Below are 13595 nucleotides of genomic sequence, written 5' to 3' on the forward strand. Positions count from 1 at the left end.
CATGCGCGCATCGGTCCGAGTTCGAACCCGACACCACCGCGCTGCGGCGGTGTCGGGCGCCGGCCTGCTCGCCACCGTCGTGCTCGCGGGCACGCTCGTCGGATGTTCCGACGAGGGGGAGCAGATCCCGTCCATCGGGTACGCGATCGACAGCACCGTCACCACCTACAACGCCGGGACCGTGGCCGGCTCGGTGTCGGGAGCACGGCAGGCGTTCGCCCGCGTGCTGCCCGGATTCAGCTATACCGGGCCGGAGGGTGGGCCAGTGGCCGACACTGACATCGGCACGGCCAACGCCGTGCCGGGGGACGCGCTGACGGTGCAGTACAAGCTGAACCCCAATTCGGTGTATTCCGATGGAGTTCCGATGTCCTGCGATGATCTCGTGCTCACCTGGGCCGCGAACAGCGGGCGGTTCACCCGACCCGGCGAGGCAACGGTTCCGCTGTTCGATGCGGCCAGTACCGCCGGCTACTCGGACATCGACCGTGTCGACTGCCAGACCGGGGCCAAGGAAGCCACGGTGACCTTCAAGGCGGGGCGAAACTTCACGGATTGGCGGTCGCTGTTCGGGGCGACGTCGATGATGCCCGCCCATGTGGTCGCCCGCGCCGCCGGTGTTCCCGACCTTGTTGCCGCCGTTCAGAATTCGGACAACGAGGCGCTCGCCCGGATCGCGGACTTCTGGAACGACGGATGGACGATGACGCCCGGCGAACTCGATCTCGCCCTCTTCCCCGCGTCCGGTCCTTACAAGGTCGAATCGTTTTCCGCGGACGAAGGTCTGGTGCTGGTGGAGAACGACCGCTGGTGGGGAAATCGTCCCGCCACCTCCCGAATCGTCGTGTGGCCCAAGGCGGCCGATCTGGCTGCGCGCATCGCAGACGAGTCCGTCGAGGTGGTCGACGTGGCCACGGGATCGGTCCCGGACATCGATCTCGGCGGCTTCGACGTGACAGACGTGCCCTCGCGCAGCGTCGAGCAGTTCGTGCTGGCCACGTCGGGGTTGTTCGAGACCCCGGCCGGGCGCCGCGCCTTCGCCTCCTGCCTGCCCCGCGAGGAGTTGGCCGCGGAATTCGGAACCGCCGCGGAGGACGGTGCCGCCGCGGCCTCTGTCGACACCCGGTTCACGGCACCCGACAGCCTCGTGTACGAGTCGGTCGCGGCAACCGCCGGTGGCCGGTACGAGACGCCGGATACGACCGCAGCCACTGCGGCGCTGGCCGAGACCGACAACACCGCGGCCACCGTGCGGATCGGGTACCTCGGACCAGATCCGCGCCGTGCCGCGATCGTGGCTGCCGTGGCCGCGGCGTGCGCCCCGGCCGGAATTACCGTGCAGGACGCCGGGACTGAAGAGTTCACTCCGTCGATGCTGCGAGACGGACAGGTGGACGGCCTGCTCGCAGGAACGGCGTCCGCTCCGGGCGCGGCCGGGACTGCGGCGCCGACTACCGCGATGTACGCACTTCGCGGCGGTAGCAGAAACAACTTCGGGGACTATGCCAACGGCCGGGTGGATCAGATCGTCGATCAGCTCGCGGTCGACAGCTCCACCGCAACACAGCTGGCCTTGTCCACCGAGGCCGAGAACATCCTGTGGTCGGAGGTGCCCACCGTGCCGTTGTTCAATCAGCCCCGCACCGTCGGGTTCGCGGCGGGTCTGGAGGCCGGAGCGGTCAATCCGACGCGTTCCGGCGCCGGATGGAATATGGACAGGTGGGTTCTGCGGCGGTGACCGACACTTCTTCCGCACATGACGTCGTCACCCGGCTCACCCGGTGGGCGGACGACTTTCCCGAGCCTGGGGTGCGGTTCGCGGACCTCACGCCCGTCTTCTCCGATGCCACCGGATTTCGCGTCGTGGTCGATGCTCTGGCCGCATGCGCGCCGGAAGCGGAGGTGATCGCCGCCGTCGACGCGCGAGGATTTCTTCTCGGCGGCGGGGTCGCACGGGAGCTCGGCTCCGGCGTGGTGGCGGTGCGCAAGGCGGGCAAGCTACCGCCGCCGGTGCTCGCACAGTCGTACACCCTCGAATACGGTACGGCGACGCTCGAAATCCCTGCCGACTCCCTCGGATTGGACGGCCGCTCGGTGCTCGTCGTCGACGATGTCCTGGCCACCGGTGGGACGATCGAGGCCACCGCTCGCCTCCTCGAATCGGCAGGTGCCGTCGTGATCGGTGTGGCGGTGGTTCTCGAGATCGCGGCGCTCGGTGGCCGGACGCGGCTCGGAAAGTACCCGCTCACGTCCCTCGTCACGGTCTGAGTACTAAAGTTGTGCCTGGTGGTGCCGAAAGGCCCAGCTAACCAGTGGTAGGAGGTGACGGCATGACTTCGAATCTCGATCGGTCGCAGAACGCGAAATCCCCTTCGTCTGCACAGTCCGATGCCGAGTCACCTGTAGCGGATCCCGCTTCCGGCAACAGCCGCGGAGCGCAGGGATTCGCCGTTCCGGCGTCTGCATCGCGCCGGGTACGAGCGCGACTCGCCAGGCGTATCACGGGGCAACGGAACGCGACCATCCGGCCGGTTCTCGAGCCCCTCGTCAGTCTGCATCGCGAGCTCTATCCCAAGGCCGATCTGGCCCTTCTCCAGCGCGCGTACGACGTCGCCGAGGAAAAGCACGCCAGTCAGAAGCGCAAATCCGGTGATCCGTACATCACCCATCCACTTGCCGTCGCGAGCATCCTCGCCGAGCTCGGCATGGATACGACCACTCTGGTCGCGGCGTTGCTGCACGACACCGTCGAGGACACCGGGTATTCGCTGGCTCAGCTGACCGAGGAGTTCGGCGACGAAGTGGCGCACCTCGTCGACGGCGTCACCAAACTCGACAAGGTCGTTCTGGGTAACGCGGCCGAAGGCGAAACCATCCGCAAGATGATCATCGCGATGGCGCGCGACCCCCGCGTGCTGGTGATCAAAGTGGCGGACCGCCTGCACAACATGCGGACCATGCGATTCCTGCCGCCCGAGAAGCAGGCCCGCAAGGCACGTGAGACTCTCGAGGTGATTGCCCCGCTGGCGCACCGGCTGGGAATGGCGACCGTCAAGTGGGAGCTCGAGGACCTGTCGTTCGCGATTCTGCATCCCAAGAAGTACGACGAGATTGTGCGGCTGGTCGCCGACCGGGCGCCGTCGCGGGATACGTACCTCGCCAAGGTGCGCGCGGAGATCAACGCCACCCTGACGGCGTCGCGCATCAACGCGGTGGTCGAAGGCCGACCCAAGCACTACTGGTCGATCTATCAGAAGATGATCGTCAAGGGGCGCGACTTCGACGACATCCACGACCTGGTCGGTGTGCGGATCCTCTGCGACGAGGTCCGCGACTGCTATGCGGCAGTGGGTGTGGTGCATTCGCTGTGGCAGCCCATGGCAGGCCGCTTCAAGGACTACATCGCGCAACCCCGCTACGGCGTCTACCAGTCGCTGCACACCACCGTCGTCGGGCCCGAGGGCAAGCCACTCGAAGTGCAGATCCGCACCCACGACATGCACCGGACCGCTGAATTCGGGATCGCAGCGCACTGGCGGTACAAGGAGACCAAGGGCAAGCACTCCGGTGATGTCGCCGAGGTCGACGACATGGCGTGGATGCGGCAGCTCCTCGACTGGCAGCGTGAGGCCGCCGATCCGGGCGAGTTCCTCGAGTCTCTCCGCTACGACCTCGCGGTCAAGGAGATCTTCGTGTTCACCCCCAAGGGGGACGTGGTCACGTTGCCCGCAGGGTCGACGCCCGTCGACTTCGCCTACGCAGTCCACACCGAGGTCGGGCATCGCTGTATCGGCGCCCGGGTCAACGGGAGGCTGGTTGCCCTCGAGCGCACCCTCGACAACGGAGAAGTGGTGGAGGTCTTCACCTCCAAAGCGGTCAATGCGGGTCCCAGCCGCGACTGGCAGTCGTTCGTGGTGTCCCCGCGGGCGAAGACGAAGATTCGGCAGTGGTTCGCCAAGGAGCGCCGGGAGGAGGCGCTCGAGAACGGTAAGGACGCGATCGCGAAGGAAGTGCGACGCGTCGGTCTCCCGCTGCAGCGACTGATGAACGCCGAATCGATGGCGGCCATCGCACACGAACTCCACTACACGGACGTGTCGATGCTGTACACCGCGGTCGGGGAGAGCCACGTGTCTGCGCAGCACGTGGTGCAGCGACTGGTGGCCCACCTCGGTGGTGTCGGAGACGTGGAGGAGGAGCTGGCCGAGCGGGCCACACCGTCCACCATGCCGATGCGCCCGCGCAGTACCGGCGACGCCGGTGTCCTGGTGCCGGGAGCGGAAGGAACCGTCGCGAAGCTCGCCAAATGCTGTACGCCGGTTCCGGGCGACGAGATCATGGGCTTCGTCACCCGGGGCGGCGCGGTCAGCGTGCACCGGACCGACTGCACCAACGCCGGATCTCTCCAGGAGCAGTCCGAGCGCATCATCGAGGTCCAGTGGGCGCCGTCACCGTCCTCGGTATTCCTCGTTGCCATCCAGATCGAGGCCCTCGATCGGCACCGGCTGCTCTCCGACGTCACCAAGGCACTCGCGGACGAGAAGGTGAACATCCTGTCGGCGTCGGTGACGACGTCGGGTGACCGGGTAGCCATCAGCAAGTTCACCTTCGAGATGGGCGACCCGAAGCATCTCGGCCACGTGCTGAACGTCGTCCGGAACGTGGAGGGCGTCTACGACGTCTACCGGGTGACCTCCGCCGCCTGACAGCTCCGCCCTGTCCACATGCACGAACGGGACGTTCGTTCGGTCTCACCGAACGAACGTCCCGTTCGTGCGTGACGGGGTACGGGACCGGGCGCCGGGAAGGTCGGGAGGTCAGCCGACCTTCGCGGTCTCGATTTGAACCGGGGTGTTCGGCTTGCCGCCGCCCGCGGACATGGATCCGTCGTCGCCGTCGGCCGCCACCTTCTCGACCGTTGCGAGGCCCTCCTCGGAGATCGTCCCGAACACGGTGTAGTTGGGCGGGAGCACCGAGTCGGCGTAGACGAGGAAGAACTGGCTGCCGTTGCTGCCCGGCTGTCCGCTGTTCGCCATCGCGACAGTGCCGCGCGGGTAGACCACCGGATTCGCGAGTGCCGGATCGTTCGGCGCGAACGCGGTTTCGGGATATTCGGTGGTGAATCCGTAGCCGGGACCGCCGGTGCCGACGCCGCTCGGATCACCACATTGCAGGACCTGCAACCCTTGTTCCGTCGTCAGGCGATGGCACGGGGTGTCGTCGAAGTATCCCTGCTCGGCGAGGCTTACGAAGCTGTTCACCGTGCACGGTGCCTCGGCCCGATCGAGGGTCAGACCGATGGGGCCGGCGCTGGTGGTGAGGTTCACTGCGACGGTGCCTGCGGTGGACACACCGGTGGTGGACGGGGCAGTGACGTCCTTGGCGGGTGGTCGACCCGCCGGGTACGAACAGTCGACGGTTGGCGCCGCGGGTGCCGGGACCGGCGGCAACGTGCCGAATCGGGAGAGGTCGAGCGACTGCGCCGCGGCGCTCGTGGGGGATGCCTTCGAGGAGGTGCCGGTTGCCGAACCGCCCGAGTCGGGCGAGTCCGAACAACCGGCGAGGAGGACCGCGAGGCCCACGCCTGCGACGAGAATCGAGGTGCGTTTCATCGGTCCATCCTCACATGTGGCGGCCTCAGTCCATCCGGACGGACTTGATGTCGATCGGCAGGTTCGGCTTGCCGCCGCCCGCCTGCATCGAGGCATCGTCACCGGCGGCCGCGACCTTCTCGATGGTGGCGAGGCCGGTCTCGTCGATGGTTCCGAAAGCGGTGTACTGCGGAGGCAGCTGGGAATCGGCGTAGACGAGGAAGAACTGGCTGCCGTTGCTGCCGGGTTGGCCGCTGTTGGCCATCGCGATGGTTCCGCGCGGGTACGTGACGGGAACCTGCAGGGACGGATCGTCGGCGGGGTACTGGTCGGTGGGGAATTCGTTCGTGAAGCCGTACCCGGGGCCGCCGGTGCCTGCGCCCGTGGGATCACCGCACTGCAGCACCTTCAATCCCTCGGACGTGACGAGCCGGTGGCACGGCGTGTTGTCGAAGTAGTTCTGGCTCGCGAGGCTGAGGAAGTTGTTGACCGTGCAGGGGGAGTCGGCGTTGTCCAGCGTCAGTCCGATATTGCCCTGGGTGGTCTCCACGCTGACGCTGACCTCGCTGACCGTGGTGTCGATGTCGTCGGTGCGCGGCGGGTTCACCTGCCTGGCCGGCGGCTGACCGTCCGGGGTGTACGTGCACGACACCTTCTCGGGGAGCGGCTCGGCGCGTCCTGCGGGCATGACACCGGGCGACTGGGGCGAGGCGGACACCGAGTCGGCGGAGGCTTCGGTCGTGTCGTCGTCACCGCTGGTGAGGGCGAAGACGACCGCGCCGGCCGCCACGACGAGCACTACACCGAGCACCGAACCGGCAATGGTCAGCTGCTTGCGCTTGCGTGCTCTGTTCGCGCGGCGCTCGAGTTGACGCTCGAGCTTTCGTTTCGCTGCTTCCCGGCGCTGCTCGTTGCTCGGCACTGCGGTGGTCCTCCCGTATCGGTCTTCTCTGGCAGTCGGTCGATATAGCAGTTGGTCGGTGTGATCTACCCCCGGCACACGACCTCCAGAGTCTGCCATCCGAACCTGAGAACGAGCTGGCGGGGCGGCAGCTTAGGCTGTAGCGACTGCAATGATCACTCGAACAGGAGCGTCGCGCGTGCTCGTCACAGGATTTCCGGCCGGGATGTTCCAGACCAACTGCTACATCCTCGCCCAGGACGATGCCCGCGAGTGCGTCGTCGTCGACCCCGGTCAGGATGCTGCCGGCCCGCTGATCGACTTTCTCGCCCAGTCGAATCTCACACCGACGGCGGTGCTGCTCACACACGGTCACCTCGACCATGTCTGGAACGCTCACGAGGTGTGCGACAAGTTCGGCATCCCCGCGTACATCCATCCCGAGGACCGGTACATGTTGTCCGACCCCGGACGGGGTATCGGGCCGACGATGAAACCCTTCATCGAGGGGATGGATTTCGTGGAGCCGAGCGAGGTGATCGAACTGTCGGACGGCGATCGCATCGAGCAGGCGGGCATCTCGTTCGTCGTCGATCACACTCCGGGGCACACACAGGGTTCCGTGGTTTTCCGGACCCGGGTCGAGCAGGAGACCGGTGGGGTCGAACTCGCACTCACAGGGGACACCCTCTTCCAGGGATCGATCGGGCGCAGTGACCTGCCCGGTGGCAACCACGAACAGTTGTTGCAGTCGATCGCCGACAAGCTTCTGGTCCTCGCCGACGACACGGCGGTGCTGCCCGGGCACGGCGGATCGAGTTCCATCGGGGCCGAGCGCGCATCCAACCCGTTCCTCGTTGGACTCCCGGGATCGAAGTAAGGAAAAGTAGCGACAGTGAGTAAAGCCAGCACCTTCTCGGCCCCCAAGGGCGTTCCCGACTACGTCCCGCCGCAGTCCGCCGAATTCGTCGCGGTCCGCGACGGGCTCACCCGCGCTGCGCGACTGGCCGGCTACGGCCACATCGAGCTTCCCATCTTCGAGGACACCGGACTGTTCGCGCGAGGTGTCGGTGAATCGACGGACGTCGTCAGCAAGGAGATGTACACCTTCGCGGACCGCGGTGATCGATCGGTGACCCTGCGCCCCGAGGGGACCGCGGGCGTGATGCGCGCTGTGATCGAGCACGGTCTCGACCGGGGCCAGTTGCCGGTCAAGTTGAGCTATGCCGGTCCGTTCTTCCGCTACGAGCGTCCCCAGGCGGGACGTTACCGACAGCTGCAGCAGGTCGGGGTCGAGGCCATCGGTGTCGACGACCCGGCCCTGGACGCCGAGGTCATCGCAATTGCCGACGCCGGGTTCCGGGGCCTCGGGCTCGAGGGCTTCCGGCTGGAAATTACGTCACTCGGTGACGACACCTGCCGGCCCCAGTACCGGGAACGTCTGCAGGAGTTCCTCTTCCGCCTCCCTCTCGACGAGGAGACGCGTCGCCGCGCCGAGATCAATCCACTGCGAGTTCTCGATGACAAGCGCAAGGAGGTGCGGGAGATGACCGCGGATGCGCCGCTCATGCTCGACCACCTCTCGGATACCGCGAAGGCTCATTTCGACGAGGTCCTTGCCCATCTCGACGCATTGGGCGTGCCGTATGTCATCAACCCGCGGATGGTTCGCGGCCTCGACTACTACACGAAGACCACATTTGAGTTCGTGCACGACGGTCTCGGCGCGCAGTCGGGCATCGGCGGCGGCGGACGCTACGACGGCTTGATGGCGCAACTCGGCGGTCAGCCGTTGTCCGGCATCGGTTTCGGGCTCGGCGTCGACCGCACCGTCCTGGCGCTGGCCGCGGAGGGCAAGACGGTAGGGTCGACAGCCCGTTGCGAGGTTTTCGGGGTTCCGCTGGGCGACGAGGCGAAGGCGAAGCTGGTGGTGATCGCCCAGCAGTTGCGCGCGCAGGGCATTCGGGTCGATCTCGCCTACGGCAACCGTGGCGTGAAGGGCGCGATGAAGGCCGCGGACCGTTCCGGTGCCGCACTCGCACTCGTGCTGGGTGACCGCGACATCGCCGAGGGCACCATCGGGATCAAGACTTTGGCCACCGGTGACCAGGAATCGATCTCGGCGACCGATGTCGTCGCGCACGTCGGAGCAATCCTTGGCGCCTGAGCACGATCCGCCGGTGTCACTCGACCTCGTCCCCATCGAGCTGATTGCGCCGCGCCTCAGGCGGGTCGCGATGATCGCCGTACTGATCGGCGTGGTCGTCGGTGCCGTGCTGAGCTTCTTCACTCCGTTGTGGCTGGCCGTGGTGGTGGGCGGTGTGATCGCCGTCCCTACCGCCCTGTCGGCGCTCGTCACCCTGCGCCGCAAGGTCGTGCTGGAACGCGGTGTCATTTCGTCGACCGGGGGTGTGCGAACCCGTCACGTCGATGTCACGAAGGCGGTGGCGGCGGAGGTGGTGGTGCGCTCGGCTCGGGTCAGCGAAGTGAGTGTCCGCATCACCGATTCCGACGGTGTTCTCGCGGTGCCGTTGGCGTTGTACACCACTGACGGCGGACGTGAACTGGACGTGCTGGGGCTGCGGAAGCTGGCCGACGCACTGACCACGAGCGAACTGGTGCCGGCCGCAGCGATCGCCTCGGTGCTCATCGAGCAGTTACGTGCCGAGGCGCGCGACGCCGCGCTGACCGAGCGCCCGTTGTTCCGGGCGGTGGAGTTGGTCCGTGCAGCCGGACGAGTCCCGATGACCACGCTCACCGATCACGAGGTAGCAGCGCTCGTGGAGTAGACAGACCCAGGTGGGGCGGCAGTGCCTCCGCCCCCACCTGCGGCTGTCAGTTCCTGGCGTCGATCTGGCCGTCGTCGAGTTCTTCGCCGCCGATGACGGCCGGAGCCACCATTGGGAGGTCGCCGACGAAGGCGTTGCTGTCGCCGGCGTTCACGAGGTAGCCGGGTGTGGTGCGGCCGCTGAGCTGTTCGTCGCCCCCACGACCCGCCCCCGCCATTCCTGCGCCGCCGCCCATCGCGCCCATCGGTCCGCCGGCTGTTCCCACTCCGGTCGTTGTCGACGTGCCGAGTGCTCCTGGCGTGCCCGTGGCAGCCGGAGTCGCCACACCGGCAGCGCCTGGCGGAACGGAACCGGCCACCGGTGCACGCGGCACGGAAGCGACGCTCCCGGAAGCTGTTCCGCCGCCGGCGCCGTACATGCCGATTCCGGTACCACCTGCGATGCCCACTGAGCCGGGGACACCGTGCGCTGCACCGGCCGGCGCGGGCGAGCCGGACCTGGCCGCGACGGAGTCGGCGGACACGTCACTGGGCGACACACTCGCGGCCTGCGTCGTGGCCGAGACGAGTTGACCGAGGCTGTCGGTGACTGTGGAGATCATCGGGGTACCGACGCTCTCGAGCACGGTGCTCGCGACAGCAAACGGTGACGTCGGCGCGGCGGGCGGTCCGGGCGGCGGCTGTGGTACGGGTACCGGTGCTGCGAGGCCGTTCATGGTGAGGGTCTGCTCGTTCAGCTCGGTTCGTGTCTGCGTGACCACTCCGATCGCGGCCTTGATGTGTTCGGCGGCCGACGCGAGAAGCATCGCCTGCCCGGGGGGCGTCATCACCATCGGTGCTGCAGCGACCGCAGTGGACGCGAATGATTCGGAGATGGTCATCAGATTGGCGTTGCCACGGGCCACCGACGCAGCGGCGGTCTGGGTGGTCCCGGAAATCTGCGTGCCGCGCTCGCTCAGCTCTGCACCGCTCACCTGAGCCTGCTGTCCCTGGACCTGCGCGGCCTGCGCCGCCTGGCTCTGCCAGATCTGATCGAGCGCCTTCAGTCCCGACATGCTGAGCGACATGGCCTGGTCGATCAGTCCGGAGGACATGTCGAGCACCGAGGTCGGATCGACGGAGCCGAACGTCCCGGTACCGAAGGCGCCCGCGAGGTCGGTGAGTGGCTTGAACAACTGGTCGATTCCCGGCAGTCCGGGCAGGCCTTGTCCTTGGAGGAGGGCCTCCACCGGATTGGGCGGCAACGGCGGAAGAGCAGGCAACGGTGGGAGTTCGGGCAGCGTCGGCACGCCGATCGGGGTGTCGAGTAGCGGGCCGAGCGGCGAACTCTGCAGCGCCTCGAGCGGCGTGCTCGGCAGAGGCGTGTTCACCGCCTCAGCGAACGCGGAGCCTTGCAGCAGATCCAGGATCGACGGGTGCGCGATGTCGCCGGCGGGCTCGGGAGACGTCATGCGAGGTCTCCGATGGCCCCGCCGATGTCTCCGAGGGCGCCGCCGTTGGCGTCGTCGACGGAATCGTAGGAGTCTGCGGTGGCCCCGGACGCGACGGCGGTGTGAGCGTAGTGGGATGCGAGTTCGGCGACCGACTTGGCGTGGTTGCCCTGCGCCACCGCGAAGGACGCGAGGAAGTCGGCTCCGATCGGACCGAACACCGGCGCCAGCGCGGCGAGGTCGGCAGCGAGGTCGATCGCTGCAGCACTACTGATCTGCTCCGCGGCTTGCGCCGCCGTCGCACCGTAACGCCGAATGCCGTCTGTGACGACGAAGACATCGCTCAAGATAACCCCCCAGGTAGTAAGCGTTCGCCAGACTTTATCTCACAGATCCGACGTCGGCGGCGGAAGGTCGCGGGAGGTGCCACCTGCCGTGTGGTCGAGGAGAACCCGCGACTGCGCACGGATTTCGTCGAGTGGCTGCGACCATCCGAGGGCGCGCAAGCAGGCGTCGGCGAGGAGGGCAGCGGCATCGATGTTCTCGGGTGTCGGTACCGCTCCGCTTTCGACGTCCGCCCGGGTGGCGATAGCGCTCTCGACGATGCGAAAAGGGAGATCGGTAAGGCCGGGTGATGATTCGGTGTCGCCGGCCGTGATCTCGGTGAGCGCCTGTTCGGCGCAGTGCTGATAGTGCGAGCGCAGAAGCGTGCGTTGCGCCCGGAACGGGGCGAAGCGTTCGGTGCGTAGTTCGGGCAGAAGGTAGAGGGCACCGAGATTCCAGCGCGTGCCGGTGAGCTGGGTGACGTCATAGGTGGCGAGTGCGTGCAGGCGTACGACGGCAGGCGCGTCGACCATCTCGAGGACTCGGGCGGCGGCGAGTGCGGGCGACACTGTTTCCTCGAGGAGCGCCACCAGGATCTCCTCCTTGTTGGCGAAGTGGTGATAGAGCGATGCCTGTCTGATGCCCACCATGTCGGCGATCTCGCGGGTGGACGTGGCAGCGAAGCCCTTGGTTGTGAACAACTCTCCGGCGGCGTCGAGTATCTCCTCGGGCGTCGTCCGACCCGGCCTGCGTTGACTGGTCAGTCGCGGTCGTCCCGGCCCGGTGCTCACCTATTCATGATGTCAGGTCGGTTCTCCACGCCACCGTGGACACCCGCCGTGAGCATTTCGTCATACCTCCGAAACGTTCGCAACGATCCTGTTACGGCGGCGGCCGATCTGTATACGTCCGCGTCACCCATCCGGTAGGGCGCGAGAGAAAACTATCGAGCGACAGATATTGCTCTCGCCGAAGGAGAAGGCCCTTGAGTACACCTACGAGGACTGCGCAAGTGCCGTCCGCACCGGTACTTGCACCTCCTGTTCCGACCGGGGCCGAGAGAATCGACGACTCCGGCGACCTCGGTAAATTCGGCTACGAGCAGCAACTGCACCGGAAGCTGGGAAAGTTCGCTTCGTTCGCGGCCGGCTTCTCCTTCGTGTCGATCCTCACGACGATCTTCCAATTGTTCGGTCTCGGTTTCGGATTCGCCGGACCGGCGTTCTTCTGGACGTGGCCGGTGGTATTCGTCGGTCAGTTCATGGTGGCGCTCAACTTCGCCGAATTGGCTGCCCGGTATCCCATTTCCGGTGCCATCTACCAGTGGTCGCGCCGGATGGGCGGGGAGGTGGTGGGCTGGTTCGCCGGCTGGTTCATGATCCTGGCGCAGATGGTCACGGCCTCGGCCGCGGCGATCGCACTGCAGGTGGTGCTTCCGAACGTGTGGAGCGGATTCCAGATCATCGGCGAAGACAGCACGTTGACGTCCGCCAGCGGTGCCGCCAACGCGGTCCTGCTCGGATCGGTCCTGCTGGTACTCACCACTTTCATCAACTGCATCGGTGTGAACTGGATGTCGCGCATCAACAACATCGGTGTCACGTGCGAGATCGTCGGAGTCGTCGCTGTGGTCGGCATGTTCTTCACGCACGCGCAGCGGGGACCGCAGGTCGTATTCGACACGGGTGCGGCGGGCACCGACCCCGGATACGGCTGGGCCTGGATCGTGTCCGGTCTCATGGCCGCCTACGTGATGGTCGGGTTCGGTTCGGCGGGCGAGCTCGCGGAGGAGACGCGGAACCCGCGGCGGGTGGCCCCGCGCACGATCCGGCTGGCGCTGTCCGTCTCGGCGCTCGGTGGTGGCCTGATGATCATCGGCGCGCTCATGGCGGCTCCGAGCTTGACCGACGGTCGCCTCGCCGCGGAGGGTCTGCCGTACGTGTTGTCGTCGATTCTCAGTTCGCCCTGGGGCACATTGCTTCTGGCCGATGTCGCGGTCGCCGTGTTCGTCTGCACACTCGCCATTCAGACGGCGGCGTCGAGGTTGGTGTTTTCCATGGCCCGCGACGGTCGGTTGCCCGCCTCGCAGGTGCTCTCGAAGGTGAACGCTCGCACAGGAACTCCCATCGCACCGTCCGTCCTCATCGGTGTCGTCTGCATTGCGATCCTCGCGGTGAACGTCGGAAACTCCGCAATCTTCGCCACCTTGTCGAGTGTCTGCATCATCCTGATCTACCTCGCGTATCTGATGGTCACGGTGCCCCTCCTGGTCCGCCGCCTCAAGGGCTGGCCGCACGGTGGCCCGCAGGTGGACGCGGACGGCCGGAGTCTTTTCTCGCTGGGCCGACTCGGCCTACCCGTGAACATTTTGGCTGTCGGCTACGGCGCCCTCATGGTGGTGAACCTCTCGTGGCCGCGGGCCGAGGTCTTCGACCCGAGCGGTGCCTACCCCCTTCTGCGGTGGGCCGCACCCGTCACGGTCGCCGCTGTGATCGCACTCGGAATTCTGTGCTTCCCGCGCGGCCGCAGCACCCCCAACCCCGTCACGATTGGAGCCTGAC

General features: G+C 66.8%; 12 protein-coding genes. 7 read left to right on the plus strand and 5 right to left on the minus strand.

Annotated elements, in window-relative coordinates:
• Position 1 precedes the first annotated feature (1 nt).
• The 3 genes from R4P95_RS08720 to R4P95_RS08730 all read left to right on the plus strand — a co-directional run bounded on the left by R4P95_RS08720 (position 2) and on the right by R4P95_RS08730 (position 4706).
• Complete coding sequence (locus tag R4P95_RS08720; RefSeq protein ID WP_317745104.1) at positions 2 to 1738, plus strand: ABC transporter substrate-binding protein; 1737 nt, start codon at positions 2 to 4, stop codon at positions 1736 to 1738.
• On the plus strand, positions 1735 to 2268 hold the full coding sequence (locus tag R4P95_RS08725) for an adenine phosphoribosyltransferase (RefSeq protein WP_317745103.1): 534 nt from the start codon (positions 1735 to 1737) through the stop codon (positions 2266 to 2268). Before R4P95_RS08720 ends, R4P95_RS08725 begins: the two co-directional genes overlap by 4 nt.
• A gap of 62 nt (positions 2269 to 2330) precedes the next feature.
• Positions 2331 to 4706, plus strand: a complete 2376-nt coding sequence (locus R4P95_RS08730; RefSeq protein ID WP_109330548.1) for a RelA/SpoT family protein — start codon at positions 2331 to 2333, stop codon at positions 4704 to 4706.
• 111 nt (positions 4707 to 4817) lie between these two features.
• Here the strand turns inward: R4P95_RS08730 and R4P95_RS08735 are convergent, their stop codons facing one another.
• Complete coding sequence (locus R4P95_RS08735) at positions 4818 to 5612, minus strand: peptidylprolyl isomerase (RefSeq protein ID WP_317745102.1); 795 nt, start codon at positions 5610 to 5612, stop codon at positions 4818 to 4820.
• A 25-nt stretch (positions 5613 to 5637) separates the two neighbouring features.
• On the minus strand, positions 5638 to 6513 hold the full coding sequence (locus R4P95_RS08740) for a peptidylprolyl isomerase (RefSeq protein ID WP_317745101.1): 876 nt from the start codon (positions 6511 to 6513) through the stop codon (positions 5638 to 5640).
• Positions 6514 to 6691: 178 nt separating this feature from the next.
• Between R4P95_RS08740 and R4P95_RS08745 the strand changes: the two genes are divergently transcribed.
• From R4P95_RS08745 to R4P95_RS08755, 3 genes are read left to right on the plus strand one after another with little or no spacing between them, the layout of a single operon-like run.
• Complete coding sequence (locus tag R4P95_RS08745) at positions 6692 to 7372, plus strand: MBL fold metallo-hydrolase (RefSeq protein WP_208961434.1); 681 nt, start codon at positions 6692 to 6694, stop codon at positions 7370 to 7372.
• A gap of 15 nt (positions 7373 to 7387) precedes the next feature.
• The gene (gene hisS, locus R4P95_RS08750; protein ID WP_317745100.1) at positions 7388 to 8659 is read left to right on the plus strand and encodes a histidine--tRNA ligase; all 1272 of its coding nucleotides are present in this window, start codon (positions 7388 to 7390) and stop codon (positions 8657 to 8659) included.
• On the plus strand, positions 8622 to 9281 hold the full coding sequence (locus R4P95_RS08755; RefSeq protein ID WP_317745099.1) for a hypothetical protein: 660 nt from the start codon (positions 8622 to 8624) through the stop codon (positions 9279 to 9281). Before hisS ends, R4P95_RS08755 begins: the two co-directional genes overlap by 38 nt.
• A gap of 46 nt (positions 9282 to 9327) precedes the next feature.
• Here the strand turns inward: R4P95_RS08755 and R4P95_RS08760 are convergent, their stop codons facing one another.
• Genes R4P95_RS08760 through R4P95_RS08770 form a run of 3 tightly spaced genes read right to left on the minus strand, consistent with a single transcriptional unit; the run spans position 9328 to position 11825 of the window.
• The gene (locus R4P95_RS08760) at positions 9328 to 10731 is read right to left on the minus strand and encodes a hypothetical protein (protein WP_317745098.1); all 1404 of its coding nucleotides are present in this window, start codon (positions 10729 to 10731) and stop codon (positions 9328 to 9330) included.
• A complete protein-coding gene (locus tag R4P95_RS08765) occupies positions 10728 to 11057 on the minus strand; it encodes a type VII secretion target (protein WP_317745097.1) in 330 nt (109 codons plus the stop codon). The genes R4P95_RS08760 and R4P95_RS08765 overlap by 4 nt, the downstream gene beginning before the upstream one ends.
• Positions 11058 to 11096: 39 nt before the next feature.
• Positions 11097 to 11825, minus strand: a complete 729-nt coding sequence (locus tag R4P95_RS08770) for a TetR/AcrR family transcriptional regulator (protein WP_317745096.1) — start codon at positions 11823 to 11825, stop codon at positions 11097 to 11099.
• A gap of 221 nt (positions 11826 to 12046) precedes the next feature.
• On the opposite strand from R4P95_RS08770, the gene R4P95_RS08775 reads away from it, so the two are divergent.
• Positions 12047 to 13594: an amino acid permease gene (locus R4P95_RS08775; protein WP_317745137.1), complete on the plus strand. Its 1548-nt coding sequence runs from the start codon at positions 12047 to 12049 to the stop codon at positions 13592 to 13594.
• The last annotated feature ends 1 nt before the right edge of the window (position 13595 follow it).

Source organism: Rhodococcus sp. IEGM 27, assembly GCF_033142305.1.
In the GTDB taxonomy this organism is placed as follows: Bacteria; Actinomycetota; Actinomycetes; order Mycobacteriales; family Mycobacteriaceae; genus Rhodococcus_F; species Rhodococcus_F oxybenzonivorans.